Here is a 20,360-nt window from a genome sequence, read left to right as displayed (position 1 = left end):
TCTATCGCAAATGGTTCACCTTCAATAATATAGTCGAGCGCTTCAAAAATATCGCTCGGTATACCAAGCGCTCGTGTAAAATCATTTACTGTTCCCATTGGGATAATCCCAAACTCAGGTGTAGCCTCATGCTGAAGTAGACCGTTAATTACTTCGTTTACTGTCCCGTCACCACCAACCGCAATGACTAAATCAAACTCGAGTTCACATGCACGTTTTGCAGCAACAATCGCATCACCTATACCAGTCGTTCTATGTGCACTCGCAATGTACCCTGCACGTTCTAAACGTTCGAGGATTTGAGGAAGTTGTTGCTCAAACACTTCTCGCCCTGCCGTCGGATTATATATAATACGTGCTGTTTTCATAAGCTATCACCTACGCATATTTGATCGTACTAACAATATTTGCTCATGTTAATGAAAAATATTTTTAAATATGGTATTATCTAATCTAGATAATTGTATCATATATAATATAGACATTAAAAAATTACGAGGAGATTTGATGAAAAAACTAATTATTGTCCTACTTTCACTAGTATTTTTATTTTTATTATACTTAAATTTTTTACACGAAAATAAGAGTAACGTAGATAATAATAACAATACTAGTCAAGTAGAAAATTCCAGTAACAGCGATAACCAAAAAGATAAAAACGATCACACGAACAAAGAAGATGATGGAAAAGAAGAAGCTTCTACATCAGAAAATAATGTTTCAAGTGAACCACTTATATTTAATGAAGATGTCATCCAAGAAAAGTATGATGCAAACATTCAAAACAACGAACCGTTAACGGTCGATGTTGTATTACCGACGTATTATAGCGATGCATTCATGAACGATTTAAAAGAAGCATTTAACAATACGACGATTGAATTTAATCGTATCGATATTGATGTAAATTCTGGTCAACTTGCACAGTTAAACATTAATGACAGTGCTGATGTCGTTCTATTAAGCGCACTCCAAATTCAAGACTATAACGAAGAAGTACTTCCAAGTCACGACTTACCGAACGTATTACGTATGTATATGTCGCTACTTGAAGCAAATAAGACAGCTGTTATTTTAAGTGAACCAAACGCACATGCGCATGTTAACTTACAAAATGTATTAGAAGATGATCAAGCATTTATGAGAGAGAACGATTACTTCTACGTTGATAATAGTAGAATAGAGCTCGATGACATGTATGATTACGATCAAAACGTATTAACTCGTGAAGCTGAAAAAGAAGTTGCTAAAAACATTAGAGATTTCTTCCTACAATAATAAAAGACTTTGCACCTAAACTATAGGGGCAAAGTCTTTTTTAAATATTATCTCTTATTAATTTCTTCTAAAAGAATCTTGTTAACCATTTGTGGGTTTGCTTGTCCACGTGATTTTTTCATAATTTGTCCAACTAAGAATCCAATCGCACGGTCTTTACCATCTTTAAAGTCAGCGATTGATTGTGGGTTCTCATTAAGAACTTCTTCGACCATTTCACCAAGTATTGCTGGGTCTGAAATTTGCTCCATACCGAGCTTTTTAGCTGTTGCTTTTGCTTCTCCACCGTTTTTAATTAGTTCAGAGAATAATTTTTTCGCTTGTTTACCTGAAATTGTGCCATCTTCAATAAGTCCGATCATTTCAGCTAAGTTTTTCGGTGTAATTTCTGTGTCGTGAAGTTCTACTTGTTGTTTGTTTAAGTACTCGTTCACACTAGTCATGATCCAGTTTGATGCAAGTTTTGGATCTGCTTTATGAGTTTCGACCATCTCGTTAAAGAAGTCTGAGTGTTCTTTTGTGAGTGTTAAAATATCTGCGTCATATTCTGGTAAACCGTACTCTTCTAAGTAACGTGTTTTTAACTCGTCTGGTAGTACTGGAATACTCGCTTTAACAGATTCTCTCCACTCGTCACTAATTCTAACTGGACCTAAGTCTGGATCTCTAAAGTAACGATAGTCATCTGCAGTTTCTTTAACACGCATTAAAATAGTTTCGCCAGTTTTTTCGTCGAAACGTCTCGTTTCTTGTTTGATTTCTCCACCAGACATTAAGACTTGTTGTTGGCGTTTTTCTTCGAATTCTAAACCTTTACGTACGTGGTTAAATGAGTTTAAGTTCTTTAACTCTGTTTTCGTACCGAATTCATCTTGTCCGTATGGACGAATTGAGATGTTCGCATCCGCACGTAATGATCCTTCTTCCATTTTAACGTCAGAAACACCTGTATATTGGATGATCGATTTTAGTTTTTCTAAATATTTGTATGCCTCTTCAGGTGTACGAATATCTGGTTCAGATACGATTTCTACAAGTGCTGAACCATGACGGTTTAAGTCGACGAGTGAATGGTCGTCTTTATGGACTGATTTACCAGCATCCGCTTCTAAGTGTAGACGCGTGATACCGATTTTTTTCTTTTTACCATCCACTTCAATTTCGATATGTCCGTGCTGACCGATTGGTTCTTTATCCTGCGTAATTTGGTACGCACTCGGGTTATCTGGATAGAAGTAATGCTTTCTGTCAAATCGAGTAACAGATGGAATTTCCATATTTAAAGCAAGAGCTGCTTTCATTGCGTACTCGATTGCTGTTTTGTTAACGACTGGTAACGCACCAGGATGTGCAAGTTCCATAACAGAAAGGTTTGTATTTGGTTCTGCACCAAAGTGTGAAGGTGCACCTGAGAATACTTTTGATTTTGTATTTAACTCGACGTGTACTTCGAGTCCGATTACTGTTTCAAAATGCATTTATTTAACCTCCAATGTGAGATTTTTTAATTCATCGTGAAGATTAAATTGTTGTTCGAATTTATACGCTGCATTGTAAATCTTACTTTCTTCGTAGTGATTTCCAATGATTTGTAATCCGATTGGACGATTATCTTCAGTTAAGCCACACGGTACTGATAATGCTGGTAATCCTGTTAAGTTTGCAGGGATTGTTAAGATGTCTGTCATCCATACATTCTCGTCTGGTTTACCAAATTCATGTGCTGGTGCAGCTGTTGTTGGTGTTAATATGAGATCGAATTTCGATAAAACTTCCGCAAATTCTTCCATTACTAATCGGCGTACTTTTTGCGCTTGTTCGAAGTAATCTTCAAAATGACCTGCTTGTAACATATACGTACCTAAAATGATACGGCGTTTTACTTCGTCACCGAAACCTTCTCCACGTGTTTTCTTATATAAGTCTTCTAAGTTTTCTGCTTCAGCACGGTAACCGTAACGAATTCCGTCAAAGCGTGCTAAGTTAGAAAATGCTTCACTTGAACTTACGATTTCATAAATTGAAATGACTTTGTCTAAATGATCGATACTGACTTCTTCAACTTCAGCACCGAGTGATTTAAACGTTTCAACTGCTTTTTCAATGCTTTCACGTACTTCAGCGTTAACATCTTCTGTCATTAATTCTTTAACGACTGCGATTTTCATACCCTTAATATCGTTATCGATGTTTGTTAAGAAATCCGCTTCTTTGTCCGCAGTTGTACCGTCAAACTCATCGAGTCCACTTAAAACGTTTAAAAGTATCGCATTATCTTTTACCGTCTTTGTAATTGGGCCAATTGTGTCAAATGATGAACCGAATGCAATGCCACCAAAACGTGATACTCTTCCATACGTTGGTTTCATACCAACGACACCGTTAAAGCTTGCAGGTTGACGAATTGATCCACCAGTATCAGTTCCGAGCGCTGCTGGCACAAATCCTGCCGCAACTGCAGCTGCAGAGCCACCTGAAGATCCACCTGGAACGAGTTTTGTGCTCCAAGCATTTGTCGTCTTTTTATAATAGGACGTTTCAGTTGTTGATCCCATCGCAAACTCGTCTAAGTTAATTTTACCGAGACTAATTGTTTCTGCGTCTTTTAACTTTTTAACGACCGTCGCGTCGTTAATTGGTGTAAAGTTTTCAAGCATTTTAGATGCTGCTGTTGTCGTGATCCCTTTTGTTAAAATGTTATCTTTAATACCGACCGGTAATCCAAATAGTTCACCTGTCATTTCATCTTTTGCTTGCAATTCATCAAGATGCTTTGCTTCTTTTAATGCGTTTTCTTTCGTTAATTTGATGAATGACTGAACGCTATTATCATGCGCTTCAATATGTTTATATAATCCTTCAACGACTTCTGAAGGTGTGAGTTCTTTTTGCTTAATTTTTGATACGATTTCTTCAACCGTTAAATGATGAATGTTAGTCACCAATGTCCCTCCTAGGAAATCATTTTTGGTACTTTAAATTGTCCGTCTTCTGTTGATTCTGAGTTTAATAACGCGTCTTCAATCGACACTTGATTGTTTGGATCGTCTTCACGTACGACGTCATAAATCTCTAACGCATGTGTTGCTGGTTCAACGTCAGATAAGTCCATGTTTTTTAAATCCTCTGCACGTTGTACGATGTCTGTAATAGACTCGGCATAACGCGTTGCTTCATCTTCAGTTAATGCAACTTTCGCAACGTCTGCCATCTTTAGTACTTCTTCTTTTGATACTGTTGGCATAAATATCCTCCTTTTTAAAACACGTATTATTTTATCAAAATATACGTTTCAATTCTATTGTTTGTTATTCTGTAATATAAAGTTCCGTATTCTCTTCACCGTCAGACGTAATAATCGAATACACTTTTGACTTATCTTGAATCTTTGCTTGAACTTTTGTGCCTTTAAAATGTTTTTCGACAAGTTCATACACGAATTGGCTTAAGCCGACCATTTCACCACGTGACTCGTATTCAAATGGTATTTCAATCGATAACTCGTCGAGTTTACCGTCACGAATCACACCACGTCCGACACTTGTAGAAAATGATTTAAAGTAACTTTCGAGTTCACGGTTAAATGCGCGGTATTCGCTGTTCACGTCTTCTGGTACTGATTCATTATTTGACGGTAGTAAAACGTTCTGTTCATCGATTGTTTCAAACTTAGGAATTTCTTTTGCACCTGGTTCAACAACCGCGTAGGATACGAAGTTACCAGGTATAATATCCGTTCCTTTTGATTGGATAAAGATCGCAAATACGACTTTTTTATCGACATAATCACTGTTTTCTCGAAGTCTCTCTAAAATTTCACGCGCCATATCTTCGCCCTCTTTTTGAACGACTTCTAAATCTAAATCTTTTTGATATGTCGTACCATACTGCTCTTTTTGATATAAGTACTCACTGTTCATTGCAAGACCGAACGTAATCCCTTCGAACGTCTGATTACCTTCTTCGTCAATTTTTAAGTAGTCTTGCTCAAGTATATGAGATAAGTAAAGTGGCGCGTTCTCTGCAAGTTTTTCTGGATCTTCTTCTCCGTTGTTTGATGGGTTTAACCCTAAGTTACTAAACGCACCTGTCCTTTTAAGTGTTGCCTCATCCATCTCATCGATTTGTTCTTTCGTATATTGACGTTTTAAATACTCTCGAGTCATTTTCTCAGACATAATTTGTCCTTCGCGAAACACGTATTCATCTGTTGGAAAGAATCTTTTCGACTGCTCAAAAAGGCCTTTTTCAAATGCTTCCATGTTATACGTTGAAACCATGTTAGAACTTGTTAACCCGCGTGCTGGAGAGAGTTCGTATGGTAAGACAGATTGGTAATAATCGCTTGAAATACTCTGTGTGACACTATCTTGTACATCTTCATTTCGTACAGTTTGAACGTTATTGTTATTTTCATCGTTATTTTCTGACGCATTCTCAACGTCGACAGACGTATTCGAACATGCCGTTAATATCGCTGTACCAAACAACGTACTCATTACAAGTTTTTTCATTTGCTATTCGCCCAACCTTTCGAGTAAATCCGCTTCACTCCATACAGTAATTTCTAACTCTCTCGCACGGTCTAATTTAGACCCCGCATCACTTCCAGCGACGACGACATCTGTGTTTTTAGACACACTACCTGTCACTTTCCCGCCATTTAACTCAATTTTTTCTTTTGCTTCCTTACGTGTTAACTCTTCGAGTTTACCTGTTAATACAAACGTCATCCCGTCAAACTGTGTACTCTCTTGCTCTTCAACCTCTTCAGTCATATTTAAACCTGCTGATTTTAGTTTTTCTATAAGATGAATAAAATCTTCGTTTGACGTATACGTTACAACAGAATCTGCGATCACTTCACCGATTTCAGGAACTTCCATCAACTCGTCTTTTTCAGCAGATAAAATATTATCCATCGTTATAAATCTCTCAGCAATTAAACGTGATGCTTTTTGGCCGAGAAAACGAATACCAAGACCAAATAATAACTTTTGAAGTGGTGCTTCTTTACTCGCTTCGATTGCGTTTAAGAGGTTCTCAGCTTTTTTATCTCCCACACGGTCTAACTCTATAAGTTCCTCTTTTTTAAGTGTGTATAGATCTGCAACGTCTGAAATGAGTTTCGCATCGTATAACTGATGAACAAATTTCTCACCGAGTCCGTCGATATTCATTGCCCCTCGAGAAGCAAAGTGAATAATATCTTCTACGATTTGAGCCGGACATTTCGGGTTAATACAACGAATCGCAACTTCTTCGTCTAACTTAACCGCTTCATGACCACATGACGGGCACTGTGTCGGTGCTTTATACACTTCTTGGTTTGTACGTTCTTCGTACACGACACGCACAACTTCCGGGATAATATCTCCGGCTTTATGGATAATTACCGTGTCGTTAATACGAATATCTTTTTCCTCGATTAGCTCATGATTATGAAGTGACGCACGTGCAACAGTCGTCCCAGCGACACGAACAGGTTCTAAAATTGCCGTCGGTGTAATGACACCTGTACGACCGACTGTCAGTTCAATGTCTATAATTTTCGTTTTTGCTTCTTCAGCTGGAAACTTATACGCAATTGCCCATTTTGGCGAGCGGACAGTATAACCAATTTCTTCTTGTAGGTCTATGTTGTTCACTTTAATAACAATTCCGTCGATTTCATACGGTAACTCATTACGGTGCTCTTGCCAGTAGTTGACGTATTCAATCACCCCGTCGATATCTTCTTTCACTGCGCGTTCTTTGTTTGTTTTAAATCCTAACTTATCGAGCTGATCGAGCGCCTCACTTTGAGACGTTACCCCTAATATGTCCGCGCGTGGTGTCCCGTATAAAAATATAGATAAATTACGTTCACTCGTCAGTTTCGTATTGAGTTGACGTAAACTACCTGCTGCAGCGTTTCTCGGATTTTGGAATACTTGTTCATTATTTTCTTCGCGACGTTTATTTAACGTTTCAAATGCTTTTTTTGGCATATACGCTTCACCGCGTACTTCAAATTGTGCATTTAAATCTGTTGACAGTGGAATCGCTCGAATCGTTCTTAAGTTATCAGTAATATTTTCACCAACAGTACCGTCGCCACGTGTGGCACCTTGAGAGAATTTACCGTCTTGATATAAAAGCGATACTGCAAGACCGTCGATTTTTAATTCACACATATACTCTACTTTTCCGACCGCGCGTTCTACTCTATCGTTAAATGCACGTAAATCTGCTTCGTTAAACGCATTAGATAAAGATAACATCGGCGTCTCATGTGTGACTTTTTCAAACTTATCAAGCACCACGCCTCCGACTCTAGAAGTTGGAGACGTGTCGCTTTTTAGCTCGGGATACTCTTCTTCAAGTTGAACTAATTCATGGAATAACTTGTCATACGTCTGATCCGGAATTGAAGGGTCATCTAAAACGTGGTATTCATAATTGTACTGCGTCAGAAGTTTCTCTAATTCTCGCATGCGTTTTTCCATTTGTTATCACTCTTTCTTTTCAATTGGTGCGAATTTCGCAAGTAAACGTTTCGGACCAACTTTTGAAAATACGATATCGAGCTCCTCACTGTCACCTGACCCGTTAATTGCTGTAATCAAACCGTCACCAAATGTTTTATGCGCCACTTTATCTCCAACATTAAATGATACGCCGCTATTATCTGTAAACACTTGGCTTTTACTACGCGGTCGTTTTTTATTGCTACTACTACGACCGTCGTACACAGAAATTAGTGATTCACCCTCAACTAAATCTGCTGGTATTTCAGACCAGAATTGACTTTCCATCGCGTTATTCGTTCGACCAAATATAGTACGTGACGTCGCACGTGAAATAATTAAGCGTTCCATCGCACGTGTAATTGCAACGTACATAAGTCTGCGCTCTTCCTCGAGTTCTTCTTCTGTGTCCATTGATCTGTATGAAGGAAATAACCCCTCTTCAAGACCGACGATGAAAATTACTTTAAACTCCAGCCCTTTAGACGCGTGAATCGTCATAAGCGTTACAGCATCTGTATCGTCTACACTATCTTGATCACTAACGAGTGCCATATCACTTAAAAAGTCAAACAGTAGTTCATCACCAATTGTATGCGTTTCGTCAAATTCTTTTGTTACTGTTTTAAATTCTTCTAAGTTTTCTATACGTGAATTACTTTCTAGTGTGTTTTCACGGATAAGCATATTTAAATATCCAGTGTCGCGGAGTATTTCATCGACTAAGTCTGTAATCGACATAAACTTAGACTTTTCTTTTAAGTTTTCAAGTACACTTAATAATTGTGCTAAGTTTTCAGCGTTTTTCTTTGATAGACCGATGAAATCCGCGTCTTTAATTGCGTCGTATATGCTCGAATTTAACGCGTTCGCGTGTTGCTTTAACGTGTCGATCGTCTTCGGTCCGATTCCACGCTTTGGTGTATTAATAATACGTTCCATTGCGATATCATCGTGGATATTTAAAACGACTTTCATATAACTCATTAAGTCTTTAATTTCTTTACGTTGATAGAACTTCATACCACCAACCATATTATATGGTAGGGATGATTTTACGAGTGCATCTTCGATCGCACGCGACTGTGAGTTTGCTCGGTACAATACAGCCATGTCGTTAAAACTATATCCTTCATTTTTAAGTTTTTGAATTTGTTTGACGACGCGCTGGCCTTCTTCTCGTTCGTTTTGAGAGACGATAGATGTAATTTTTTCTCCTTTACCACGACTCGTCACTAAGTTTTTAGGTACACGACTCGTGTTGTTTTCGATGACGTTATTCGCTGCGTCTAATATGCGCTGATGCGAACGGTAGTTTTCTTCAAGTAAAATCGTCTTTACGTTATCGTAGTCTTTTTCGAAGTTTAAAATATTCATAATATCTGCACCGCGGAATTTATAAATCGACTGGTCACTGTCTCCGACGACGCAAATATTTTCATATTTTTGACTGAGCATATAGACGAGCTGATATTGTGCATGGTTCGTATCTTGATATTCATCGACATGAATATATTGAAATTTTGTTTGGTAATAATTTAAGATTGCTTCATCTTTTTGAAACAGTTGTATCGTCAGCATAATTAAATCGTCAAAATCTAGCGCACTGTTCCGATATAAAATTTCTTGATATGCTCCATATATATCTGCGTTTAACTTTTCTCTAAAATCATATGCGTTTTCTTTTGCTTCTTTTTCAGTGATTAAGGCGTTTTTAAAATTTGAAATAGCGTTTAAAAACTGGCGGGGTGGATATTGCTTTTGATCGATGTTCATCGATTTTAAGACGTCTTTCACAACATTTAACTGGTCTGTCGTATCTAATATCGAAAAACTTCTATCGTAGCCGAGTTTATCGATATCTCGTCTTAAAATTCTAACGCACATCGCATGGAACGTTGAAATCCACATTTTAGATGTGTCTTCGTCGATTAATTTGTCAACACGCTCTTTCATTTCTTTGGCTGCTTTATTTGTAAATGTGATGGCTAAGATGTTATAGCTCGGCACATCTTTTTCTTCAATTAAATATGCGATACGATGCGTTAACACACGTGTTTTCCCACTTCCAGCTCCCGCCATAACGAGGACAGGCCCTTCTGTTGTCGTAATTGCTTCATATTGCGCTCGGTTCATTAAAGATAAATCCATTACTCTACCTCATTTGTCGTTTTTAATGCTTGAGTAAAGTCATCGTAAATTGAATTTCCGACGACTAACGTATTTGCGAAAGGTTTTCTTTCTTTAAACTCTTCACGATTTTTAATACCACCACCGTAAATAAGATGGCTATTTTTAAGTTGTGAATGTATATGTTTTAACGTATCTACGTCAATCAGTGTCCCGCTGCATTCGATGTATAAATATTTTGACTCATATAGCTTATCAATCATATTTACAAGGCTTGTAAGTGTTTCTTCATCGGGTAAATAGCACTCCGCCTTCTTAAACGCTTTACACTCTTCATTTAAAATTATATACGGCAATATCGAGACTTCGTCGTAATCGATAATATCGTGAAATTCTTGTAACGCTTCAACGAGTAGTCCGTTATGATACTTAATATTCGTCGTATTAAACACAACTGGGATGAAATAATAATCGAATCCACCAATGACAGATTCAGTGTTAGATATTTCAAGTGCGAGCGGAATACTAAAACGTCTCACGCGCGCGAGTAAATCTAAAACGTTGTCTTCAGTGACATTATCTGTTCCACCGACGACGATTAAATCTGTTTTACTTTCAGCTAACCGCTCTAAATGCTCATCGCTAATCTCTTTCGCTGGATCTAATTTAAATATATGTTTTACGTCGTTTAACATTCGTTTCCTCCATAAAATCAATATTATAATTATAGCATTTTTTTACTATGCATTCTAAACGTACGATAGTCATCCACGAAAAAAACCTAGACAATGTCTAGGTTTATTCTTCTAATCCGACGCGTTCAAATATACGGTCTACTGATTGTAAATAATGTCTGTTATCAAACGCATCATCAATATCTTCTTGTGATAAATATTTCGTGATTTCTGCGTCGTTCTCTATTAACGGTTGTAGAGCTTGTTTACCTTCCCATGCTTCCATCGCACGTGGTTGAACGAGGTCATATGCTGCTTCACGTGATAGTCCTTTATCGATTAAACCGAGCATGACACGCTGAGAGTTCACAAGTCCATATGACGCGTTAATATTTGCTTTCATATTGTCTTCAAAAACGACTAGGTTTTGAATAATATTTTTAAATCGATTTAACATATAATTTGTTAAAATCGTAACGTCCGGTAACATAATACGCTCTGCACTTGAGTGAGAGATATCTCTTTCATGCCATAACGGTACGTTTTCAAATGCTGGCGTCATATACCCACGAATGATTCTCGCAATTCCAGTAACGTTTTCTGAGCCGATTGGGTTACGTTTATGTGGCATCGCACTCGAACCTTTTTGTCCTTTTCTAAACGCTTCTTCGACTTCACGCACTTCACTACGTTGTAAATGACGAACTTCTACTGCCATCTTTTCAACAGATGTTGCGATTAACGCAAGTGTCGAAATATAAAATGCATGGCGATCGCGCTGTAACGTTTGCGTCGATACACGTGCATAGTCTAAACCGAGATGTTTACAGACGTACTCTTCGATTTCAGGTGGGATATTTGCAAAGTTACCGACTGCTCCGCTCATCTTACCGACTTCAATATCTTTTCTCGCATATTTAAAACGCTCTAAGTTACGTTTCATTTCTTCATACCATAATGCAAGCTTAATACCAAACGATGTCGGTTCAGCATGAATACCATGTGTTCTACCCATCATTAACGTGTATTTATGTGCTTGTGCTTTATCTTTTAAGGCGTCTAAAAATGCATTTAAATCTTTCTCGATAATTTCGTTTGCTTGTTTAATTAAGTAGCCTTGTGCCGTATCGACGACGTCTGTTGACGTGAGGCCGTAGTGGACCCACTTTTTCTCTGGACCTAACGTTTCAGAAATTTGACGCGTAAATGCGACGACGTCGTGGCGTGTTTCTGCTTCAATCTCTTTAATTCGGTCGATGTCAATTTTAGCATTTGGACGGAGTTGTTTTACTTCATCCATTGGAATTTCTCCAAGCTCTGCCCACGCTTCTGCTGCTAAAATTTCAACTTCTAACCATGCACGAAATTTGTTTTCTTCTGTCCAAATATTGGCCATTTCTTCTCTAGTATAACGAGGAATCATATCTATACGTCTCCTTTTATCGTTAATCGATTAATTTACCTTCAAATACTATTTCTTGATGACTTACTTCAATCCCGTTTTCAGTTTCCTTAAAGACGGGCTTTTCCATACGTCTCACGGGCGTATACCCTTCACTTCTCATTTGTTGTAACACGGATTCAATCGTATCGTTCTTTGTAACTTCAAACTTCTTCTTTTTTAGTTGTTTTTTATTTTTCATTAGTACCGACTTCTTCTAAAATTTCTTCTACATCTTCAACGTCATATGACGCGACTTCACGATTTCGTACACCTTTTGTCCAGAACCCACCGTGAATAGATTTTGGCTCATATGACACGATAAATGCATTCGGATCGAGCTCGATGATCGTGTTTATAAGTTTTTTCTCGTGGCGTCTCGGCGTTAAAATTTGCATCGTCGTACGTTCACCGTCACGTCCATAACTGTACCCGTGCGTAACACCGTAGCCAAGTTCTCTTAACTGCATCGGTAAATCTTTATCTTTTTCTGCAGTAATTGCATTGACGACTTGATATCCTAAAGCAAGCTTTTCTTCGATGCGGATACCGACGAGTATCCCTGTACCAAAACCAAACGCATACGCAAGTATGTTAATCGGCTTATCTAAGTTATCTAACACTAGACCAAGTCCGATAATATAAATGAGCGTTTCAAAAATACTCACTAACGCAGCGACGTACTTATATCCTTTTAACGTCGAAATCGTACGCATCGTTAAAAACGAGACGTAACATATGTTGATTAAAAAGATTGTAAGTACCATCAGCCATGCGTTTTCACTAATTAATTGTAACAATAATTACTCCTCCATGTATTTCGGTTTAAGGTATCGATGATACGGTTTGTCTCTTTTATGTTGACTCGTCTTATATAAATGAATGATACGATCAAACGCCGCTTCAGGTACTGTTTTACCTTCTAAAAAGTCATCGATATCTTTATAACTCACTTGAAGTGCATCTTCATCGCTTAACAGTGGGCGGTCGGATTCTAAATCTGCTGTAGGAACTTTTAAATATAAATGTTCTGGACAATTTAAATATTTTAAAATTTGTTGTCCTTGACGTTTGTTTAAACCAGTTAAAGGCATGACGTCTGCTGCGCCGTCACCAAACTTCGTATAAAATCCAGTTAACGCTTCTGCTGCGTGATCCGAACCGAGTACTACACCTTTACGGTCTGCTGCAATCGCATATTGTGCCTTCATGCGTTCACGTGCTTTTTCATTACCAATCACGAAGTCATTAATATGAAACGATGCATCGTTTAGTGCTTTTACACTCGCATCGACGGCATTTTTAATATTAATTGTGACGTCAAAATCTGGTTGTATATAAGTAATAGCGTCGTCGACGTCATTCATATCGAGCTGTGTACCGTACGGTAAACGCACACCGTAAAAATGAATCGTATGACCTTCTTCACGTAACTCTTCGACTGCCATTTGGGCGAGTTTTCCGAGTAATGTTGAGTCTTGACCGCCACTTATACCTAAGACGAAACTTTCAATAAAGTCGTGGTGGTATTTATAGTTTTTAAGAAAATCGATGATTTCACGTACTTCTCTCTCCGGGTTGATGTTTTCTTTAACGTGTAACGCGTCTATAATTTCTCGCTGAATATTATGCATTAATATCACGCTCAGCAATCGATTCGATTAATGACTTTTTATCTTCCCATAATTGTAAGCTTAAATCGACTGGATAAATTTGTGGGTTTAATAGACGTCTATTTTCTTCCCATAATTCATCTAACGCTAATTCACGTAATTGACTCATTTCTTCAATAGATGGTGACTCATATACGAGTTCTCCGTTGACAAAAATATCATGTAACTTTTTCACTGCTGTAAAGTTCTTAACGTATTTACGTTTAACTGTATGCACAGGGTCGAACATAAATAACGGTTCACTATAATCGATTTCCTCACCGACACGAGTAATATAATCACCTTCAGATTTTTTCGTCTCATTATTAATAATACGATACACTTCTTTTTTACCTGGTGTCGTCAACTTTTCGACGTTTCCTGAAATTTTCATACGGTCGACTAACTGGCCATTTTCGTCTTCAATTGCAGATAGTTTATATACTGCACCAAGCGCAGGTTGATCGTATGCAGTAATTAGTTTTGTACCAATACCGTAACTATCTACTTTAGCACCTTGCGTGAGTAACGACTGAATTGTGTATTCGTCGAGGTCATTAGATACGACGATTTTTGCATCTTTAAATCCAGCATCATCTAACATCTTTCTCGCTTTTTTAGATAAATACGCAATATCTCCAGAGTCTAAACGAATACCGATAAAGTTAATTTTGTCACCGTACTCTTTTGCGACACGAATCGCTGTTGGAACACCTGACTTTAACGTATCGAACGTATCGACTAAAAAGACACAATCTTTATGCGTATCTGCATATGCTTTAAATGCTGAATAATCATCACCAAACGTTTGAACGAGCGCATGGGCATGTGTACCTGTCGGCTTAATACCAAACTTTTTAGCCGCACGAACGTTTGATGTACCGTCAAATCCACCAATGACTGCAGCGCGTGCGCCCCAAATTGCCGCATCAAACTCTTGTGCACGTCGCGTTCCAAATTCCATCAGTTGGTCATCCGGAACGAGTTCACGAATACGGCTTGCTTTTGTTGCGATTAGTGTTTGGAAGTTAATGATATTTAAAATAGCCGTTTCGATCAGTTGACACTCTGCAAGTGGTGCGTCTACTTGGAGTATCGGCTCGTTATTAAAACAAACGTCTCCTTCTTTAAACGCACGAATTGTACCTGTGAAACGAAACTCTTTTAAGTAGTCAATGAATGCTTCATCATAACCAAGTGTTTCTAAATACTCGATATCTGTTTTTGAGAATCTAAGATTTTTTATATAGTCGATAATACGCTCAAGTCCAGCAAATACAGCGTATCCATTTTTAAACGGCATCGTTCTAAAATATGCTTCAAACACTGCACGTTTATTATGAATATCTTTATCAAAATATGTCTTTGCCATATTGATTTGATACAAATCTGTGTGTAACATATAACTGTCGTCTTTAAACATCGTTTAACCCCTTACTTGAAGATGAATTTTTATTTTTTAATATTTTTAGATTACATACATTATATATGAATTGGCGGGTGAATTAAATGAGATTTACTAGTTTCAGAGCACGCTTCATCGTTTTATCTATCATCGTTTGTATTAGCGGGTTCTCTCAAGGTATGTTGCTCCCTTTAATATCGTTTATTTTTGAGTCGCGTGGCATTAGTGCGACGTTAAGTGGATTCCATACTGCTGGGTTATATCTCGGTGTGTTTATATCTAGTTTCTTAATAGAAGCACCGATGAGAAAATACGGATATCAAAAACTCATTGTATTCGGTGGACTATTTGTCGGTGTATCGTTGTTTTTATTCCCCATTTTAGATTCAATTATGTTTTGGTTTATATTACGCGTAATTATCGGAATTGCAGATAACGTATTACATATGTCAGCACAAACGTGGCTAACGTCCACAACACCGCAACATAAAATCGGAAAAGTTATCGCTGTGTATGGTCTGTTCTTCTCATTAGGATTTATGATTGGACCAAAAGTTGCCGACTTAGTCGTTTATGGGACTCATGTTCCGTTTGTTTTATCGAGTGTGATTACAATGCTTGCATGGCCGCTAATTTTCACATTAAAAGGTGCGAGTGAAGCAAAACCAGATAGTGATAACGTACCAATTACGTTATTATCGACGTTAACGAACTTTAAAACAGTTATCGTATACGGATGGGCAGCACTAATGTTCCCGATGTTATACGGATTTTATGAGAGTTCTTTAAACTCAAACTTCCCAGTATTTGCAATGCGAAATGGCTTTGAAATTAGCCAAGTGACTTGGATTTTACCGATGTTTAACTTAGGTGCTATTTTATTCCAACTTCCAATCGGTGCACTCGGAGATCGAATGGGGCGTGGCAAACTACTCACGTGGCTAGTTTCAATCGGAAGTATCGGATTTTTACTAATGGAACTCAATAAAGAATCATTTTTCATGCTGACAGCACTATTTTTAATGACCGGAGTTGCGTGTGGATCGATGTATAGTCTTGGACTTGGCTATTTAACAGATGTCATTCCACGTACACATATAGCTGCAGGGAACTTACTTATCAGTATTATATTTTCTATCGGAAGTATACTCGGACCAGTATTTGGTGGATCGTTAATCAGCCTATCAAATGGCACGTTATACTTCTCATTCTTTACAGTTGTAATGGTTCTCGTATTAATCGGAAACTTAATTTTCCGTTATCAACTCAAAAATAGAACGAATTTCTAATTCGTGATAAAATAAAATTAATTAGACAATAAATAAGGAGTTTATTCAATGACAGTAAAAGTTTTTGGACATAAAAACCCAGATACAGACACAATCACATCTGCGATCGTAGCAGCAATTATTGAACGTGAACTCGGTAAAGAAGCGATAGCTTACCGACTTGGAGATTTAAACAAAGAAACAGAATACGCGTTAAACTATTTTAATGTGGAAACACCTGAATTATTAGATTCAGTAAACAGTGACGACGAAGTCATGCTCGTTGACCATAACGAGTTTCAACAATCTGCAGACGGTATCGACAAAGCAACAATTATTAGCGTCATCGATCACCACCGTGTAGCAAATTTTGAAACGAATGCTCCACTCTACTTTAGAGCAGAGCCTGTCGGTTGTACTGCGACGATTTTAAATAAGATTTGTAAAGAAAACAATGTCACAGTAACAAAAGAAATGGCTGGTTTAATGATGTCAGCAATCATTTCTGATACGTTATTATTAAAATCACCAACGACGACTACTGAAGACGAAGAAGCACTTCACGAACTCGCAACAATCGCAGACGTGAACTATGATCATTACGGTTTAGAAATGTTAAAAGCAGGTGCTTCAACGAAAGATAAAAGTACACAAGCACTTATCACTGGAGACGCGAAAACTTTTGAAATGGGCGATAACAGCGTAAGAATCGCTCAAGTAAACGTCGTTGATTTAGATGAACTTTTCGAAAGAAAAGAAGAAATCGTCGATGAAATCAAAAAAGAAAGCGACAGAGAAAAGTACGACCTATTCATTTTAGTCGTAACAGACATCTTAGCGTCAGACTCTAGAGTCATCGCAATCGGAGAAAACAACAAAGTCATCGAGCGTGCATTTGACGTTGCACTAGATGACAACGAAGCGTTACTCACAGGTGTTGTTTCTCGTAAAAAACAAGTCGTTCCAAACATCGAAAAAGCATTCCAATCATTATATGAGTAAAAATAATATCATAACCTTCTAGTATTATAAAAATACTGGAAGGTTTTTATTTTGATTTCACTTTATATATTTAATAGTAATTTTTCAATTAGTGTTTTATAATAAAAATAATTAAAAAACGGAGATGTTGCCTATGGAACACATTCATGTTGAAGTAGATGAAATTCTGTTTTATAGATACGAAATAACAGTAGAAGAAGGAAGCTATCCTATGACGACAACTATTCATTACAAACACCATAGAAAGTTATTTGAAGCGACATTTAGAACTTATCGCGGGATGCAACATGTATCTTCAATCATACAAAAAGGAAATTCATATAAACCATCTAATGTTATAGAAGGCATTAAGTATATCGAGCCAAAAGTCCAGTGCTATGTCTATGATTCATCTGACGAAAAAGTAACTGTGTATAGTAACGTTGACCCTACTGTAAAGGAGTTGGACTAAGATAGATATTAAATTCGAATATAAATATATCGAAAATACGCTCGTTAATATGTATATGACAATTGATGGAGTAAATTATTATACGAGTTTTTCTGAAAACACTGTTTCTAAAAATAAAATTGAAATCGTATATGACTTAGCTTTTAGAGATATTCCGCAATATGAAGACGAAGAGTTTCAAAGTGTAGGTACATTTACGATTACGTTCGATATAAAAGAACACGATTTTATTATTGAATCGCACACTGAAATTGAGGAGGCGTCTGTCACGACGAATCGAAATTTAGAGAATGTATATTTTACGACAGATGGAGACGTCGTTATATTCGTTCAAACAGATGCGAAACCTAAGATGAAATTGGATTTATACTAAAAAATGTCTGACTCTTAATTGAGCCAGACATTTTTGTTTAATCTTTTTTTAAAAACATCCGATTAAATATAGACGTCTTTCCAATCGGCAATTTTTCTTTTGAACATGTGTCTCTAACCAAATATTCTTTGTTGTTTAACGCATTGTTAAATGTAACTTCGTCGATCCAATTTGAATGTTTTTTTTCATCAAAACAATCCGGATGAATAATTTCTCTCGTTGAATTATCTATAATCACTCGCTCGGATTGGCTCGTCTTATCGACCACTGGGATAAATAAAATAATAATTGCAATGATTAATAAAACTATTGTACGTTTTTTCATCGGTTTAGAATTTATCCTCGATAAATAATATTGCTTGTTTCTGATGTTCGATTGCTTTAATTAAATGCTCAGCGAGTTTTGTCGTCGTAATTGCACCCACTCCACCTGGTACTGGCGTAATGTAACCTGCAACTTCTTTAACCTCGTCGTACGCAACATCTCCGACAAGTTTTCCTTCTTCGTTAAAGTTAATACCAACGTCGATAACGACAGCACCTGGTTTAACATGCTCTTTACGAATTAAATCTACTGCTCCAGCAGCACTCACAATAACATCTGCATTTTTACATTTGTCGACTAAGTCGTCTGTATATAAGTTACACGTCGTTACTGTTGCATCTCTATTCATCATGAGTAACGATAACGGCTTACCAACGACTGCACTTGCTCCGACTACTGTTACGTTTTTACCTTTTAAATCGAGGTTGTAGTAATCAAAGAACTCCATCACCGCTGCTGGCGTACATGGTTCTAAACGGTCATCTGCGTTCGTTAACACTTTACCTAAGTTCATAACTGTTAACCCATCGATATCTTTAAATGAACGCATTAACTGCGCAGCTCTCGTAATATTAATATGTTTTGGAAGTGGTTGTAATAAAAGAATACCGTGGATTGAAAAATCCCAGTTAATCTCTTTAAATTTATCTAAAAATTCCTTTTCAGAAATGTCTTCAGGAAAATGGAATTGTTTCGTTTCGATACCTAATTTTTGGAATTTTTTTACCGCTGCATTTTCGTAAGAAATTGAATCTTCAAGATCACCAACACGGACAAAAGCGACTGTCGGTGTAATCCCGTGATTGATAGATTCTTCAACTGCGTTTTTAATTTCTTCAGATAAATGTGCGGCTACTTTTTTGCCATCTAAAATTTCTGCCATTGTGTAATCCTCCATATTTTATGTTGAGATTATTATACCATAATGACATTTCGATAATAAAAAATAACCATATCAAATAGATATGGTTATTGAAAACAATTACTTATTTAGTTTCACGGTGAAGTGTAACTTTGTTTAATCTTGGGCTGTATTTTTTAAGCTCGATACGCTCAGGATTGTTTTTCTTGTTTTTCACTGTGTGGTAGTTACGGTCACCTGTTTCAGTACATTCTAAAATAACTTGTACGCGCATTATTGTCACCTCTTCAAATAAATTATCGTGTGATTTCTCTTCAACTGGCCAGTTGATCATCAACGGATGATTACGGTTTTTAATCACTTTATTAATATTACAGTAGACGCCCTAATAATTCAAGTAAATTTCACAAATTTATATTTGCTAAATCGTAGGCGTTACGATATACTAATTTAGAACAAAAACATTGGAGGGAATTATTTTGAAATTAAGAGCATTACTAATTTCATTCGTCGCTATACTTGTTCTCGCTGCTTGTAGTAATGACGCAGCTGACAACAAAGAAAGTGATAACACAGATAGCGACAACAAAAATCTTAAAGTGTATACTACAGTTTTTCCACTATATAGTATGACTAAAGAAATCGCAGGAGACACGATGGAAGTCGAATCGATTTACCCTAAAAACGTCAACATGCATAACTATGAACCGTCTCAAAAAGACATTCTAAACTATGCAAAAGGCGATCTTTTCATCTATACAAATCATGAATTAGACCCTGTAGCTAAAAAGATTCATGAGACAATCGAAAACGACACTGAAGTGTTAGAAGCATTTAACAATGAAGAAGCATTCATCGAAGACGAACATCATCACGACCATGACCACGACCACGATGCAACTGAAGAAGAAGACGAACATGATCATGACCACGACCACGATGCAACTGAAGAAGATGATGAACATGATCACGACCACGGACACGATGCAA

Annotated in this window: 21 protein-coding genes and 1 pseudogene; 6 read left to right on the top strand and 16 right to left on the bottom strand. The window is 37.1% G+C overall.

The genetic code is table 11. The annotated features are described in order from the left end of the window. A pseudogene (locus HMPREF3029_RS04830) lies at positions 1-368 on the bottom strand (YegS/Rv2252/BmrU family lipid kinase); the annotation flags it as partial. A 139-nt stretch (positions 369-507) separates the two neighbouring features. Here HMPREF3029_RS04830 and HMPREF3029_RS04825 point away from each other — a divergent pair. Continuing rightward, positions 508-1,278 (top strand): hypothetical protein, encoded by a 771-nt coding sequence (locus HMPREF3029_RS04825; protein WP_070710036.1) that lies wholly within the window; start codon positions 508-510, stop codon positions 1,276-1,278. Between the two features lie 47 nt (positions 1,279-1,325). Here the strand turns inward: HMPREF3029_RS04825 and gatB are convergent, their stop codons facing one another. The 12 genes from gatB to HMPREF3029_RS04765 all read right to left on the bottom strand — a co-directional run bounded on the left by gatB (position 1,326) and on the right by HMPREF3029_RS04765 (position 15,107). Continuing rightward, positions 1,326-2,756 carry an Asp-tRNA(Asn)/Glu-tRNA(Gln) amidotransferase subunit GatB gene (gatB, locus tag HMPREF3029_RS04820; RefSeq protein WP_070710035.1) on the bottom strand — a complete coding sequence of 477 codons (1,431 nt, stop codon included), beginning with the start codon at positions 2,754-2,756 and terminating at the stop codon, positions 1,326-1,328. Then, on the bottom strand, positions 2,757-4,220 hold the full coding sequence (gene gatA / locus HMPREF3029_RS04815; RefSeq protein WP_070710034.1) for an Asp-tRNA(Asn)/Glu-tRNA(Gln) amidotransferase subunit GatA: 1,464 nt from the start codon (positions 4,218-4,220) through the stop codon (positions 2,757-2,759). An 11-nt stretch (positions 4,221-4,231) separates the two neighbouring features. Next, entirely contained in the window at positions 4,232-4,522 is a 291-nt protein-coding gene (gene gatC / locus HMPREF3029_RS04810) for an Asp-tRNA(Asn)/Glu-tRNA(Gln) amidotransferase subunit GatC (RefSeq protein WP_040928986.1), read from the bottom strand. Positions 4,523-4,586: 64 nt separating this feature from the next. Then, entirely contained in the window at positions 4,587-5,792 is a 1,206-nt protein-coding gene (locus HMPREF3029_RS04805) for a CamS family sex pheromone protein (RefSeq protein ID WP_040928987.1), read from the bottom strand. Positions 5,793-5,795: 3 nt separating this feature from the next. Continuing rightward, positions 5,796-7,766 (bottom strand): NAD-dependent DNA ligase LigA, encoded by a 1,971-nt coding sequence (gene ligA, locus HMPREF3029_RS04800; RefSeq protein WP_070710033.1) that lies wholly within the window; start codon positions 7,764-7,766, stop codon positions 5,796-5,798. Between the two features lie 6 nt (positions 7,767-7,772). Next, complete coding sequence (gene pcrA, locus HMPREF3029_RS04795; protein WP_070710032.1) at positions 7,773-9,938, bottom strand: DNA helicase PcrA; 2,166 nt, start codon at positions 9,936-9,938, stop codon at positions 7,773-7,775. Beyond that, positions 9,938-10,612 (bottom strand): heptaprenylglyceryl phosphate synthase, encoded by a 675-nt coding sequence (locus tag HMPREF3029_RS04790; protein WP_070710031.1) that lies wholly within the window; start codon positions 10,610-10,612, stop codon positions 9,938-9,940. The genes pcrA and HMPREF3029_RS04790 overlap by 1 nt, the downstream gene beginning before the upstream one ends. Before the next feature lie 103 nt (positions 10,613-10,715). Then, a complete protein-coding gene (gene purB / locus HMPREF3029_RS04785) occupies positions 10,716-12,014 on the bottom strand; it encodes an adenylosuccinate lyase (protein WP_070710030.1) in 1,299 nt (432 codons plus the stop codon). Between the two features lie 22 nt (positions 12,015-12,036). Beyond that, positions 12,037-12,234 (bottom strand): NETI motif-containing protein, encoded by a 198-nt coding sequence (locus HMPREF3029_RS04780; protein ID WP_070710029.1) that lies wholly within the window; start codon positions 12,232-12,234, stop codon positions 12,037-12,039. Next, a complete protein-coding gene (locus tag HMPREF3029_RS04775) occupies positions 12,224-12,799 on the bottom strand; it encodes a DUF2179 domain-containing protein (RefSeq protein WP_068131072.1) in 576 nt (191 codons plus the stop codon). The genes HMPREF3029_RS04780 and HMPREF3029_RS04775 overlap by 11 nt, the downstream gene beginning before the upstream one ends. Positions 12,800-12,835: 36 nt before the next feature. Continuing rightward, positions 12,836-13,666 (bottom strand): ammonia-dependent NAD(+) synthetase, encoded by an 831-nt coding sequence (nadE, locus tag HMPREF3029_RS04770; protein ID WP_070458508.1) that lies wholly within the window; start codon positions 13,664-13,666, stop codon positions 12,836-12,838. After that, the gene (locus tag HMPREF3029_RS04765) at positions 13,659-15,107 is read right to left on the bottom strand and encodes a nicotinate phosphoribosyltransferase (protein WP_070710028.1); all 1,449 of its coding nucleotides are present in this window, start codon (positions 15,105-15,107) and stop codon (positions 13,659-13,661) included. The genes nadE and HMPREF3029_RS04765 overlap by 8 nt, the downstream gene beginning before the upstream one ends. Before the next feature lie 86 nt (positions 15,108-15,193). Here HMPREF3029_RS04765 and HMPREF3029_RS04760 point away from each other — a divergent pair, with 86 nt between their 5' ends. The 4 genes from HMPREF3029_RS04760 to HMPREF3029_RS04745 all read left to right on the top strand — a co-directional run bounded on the left by HMPREF3029_RS04760 (position 15,194) and on the right by HMPREF3029_RS04745 (position 18,183). Then, positions 15,194-16,378 carry an MFS transporter gene (locus HMPREF3029_RS04760; protein ID WP_070710027.1) on the top strand — a complete coding sequence of 395 codons (1,185 nt, stop codon included), beginning with the start codon at positions 15,194-15,196 and terminating at the stop codon, positions 16,376-16,378. Between the two features lie 48 nt (positions 16,379-16,426). Next, on the top strand, positions 16,427-17,359 hold the full coding sequence (locus HMPREF3029_RS04755; protein ID WP_070710026.1) for a manganese-dependent inorganic pyrophosphatase: 933 nt from the start codon (positions 16,427-16,429) through the stop codon (positions 17,357-17,359). A 133-nt stretch (positions 17,360-17,492) separates the two neighbouring features. Next, on the top strand, positions 17,493-17,810 hold the full coding sequence (locus HMPREF3029_RS04750) for a hypothetical protein (RefSeq protein WP_070623648.1): 318 nt from the start codon (positions 17,493-17,495) through the stop codon (positions 17,808-17,810). 55 nt (positions 17,811-17,865) lie between these two features. Next, complete coding sequence (locus tag HMPREF3029_RS04745) at positions 17,866-18,183, top strand: hypothetical protein (RefSeq protein ID WP_102167670.1); 318 nt, start codon at positions 17,866-17,868, stop codon at positions 18,181-18,183. A 37-nt stretch (positions 18,184-18,220) separates the two neighbouring features. Here the strand turns inward: HMPREF3029_RS04745 and HMPREF3029_RS04740 are convergent, their stop codons facing one another. From HMPREF3029_RS04740 to rpmG, 3 genes are all read right to left on the bottom strand, one after another. After that, on the bottom strand, positions 18,221-18,508 hold the full coding sequence (locus HMPREF3029_RS04740) for a hypothetical protein (protein ID WP_070710025.1): 288 nt from the start codon (positions 18,506-18,508) through the stop codon (positions 18,221-18,223). Between the two features lie 4 nt (positions 18,509-18,512). Beyond that, positions 18,513-19,391 (bottom strand): bifunctional 5,10-methylenetetrahydrofolate dehydrogenase/5,10-methenyltetrahydrofolate cyclohydrolase, encoded by an 879-nt coding sequence (locus HMPREF3029_RS04735; protein WP_070458486.1) that lies wholly within the window; start codon positions 19,389-19,391, stop codon positions 18,513-18,515. 103 nt (positions 19,392-19,494) lie between these two features. Further along, positions 19,495-19,644, bottom strand: coding sequence for a 50S ribosomal protein L33 (rpmG, locus tag HMPREF3029_RS04730; RefSeq protein ID WP_040929001.1), 150 nt, complete (start codon positions 19,642-19,644; stop codon positions 19,495-19,497). A 205-nt stretch (positions 19,645-19,849) separates the two neighbouring features. Between rpmG and HMPREF3029_RS04725 the strand changes: the two genes are divergently transcribed. Then, on the top strand, positions 19,850-20,360 hold a 511-nt coding region (locus tag HMPREF3029_RS04725), incomplete at its 3' end, for a metal ABC transporter substrate-binding protein (RefSeq protein WP_168165502.1).

This window comes from Nosocomiicoccus sp. HMSC059G07 (genome assembly GCF_001815515.1).
GTDB classification, from domain to species: Bacteria; Bacillota; Bacilli; order Staphylococcales; family Salinicoccaceae; genus Nosocomiicoccus; species Nosocomiicoccus ampullae_A.
This window is presented reverse-complemented; position numbering and strand designations above follow the sequence as displayed.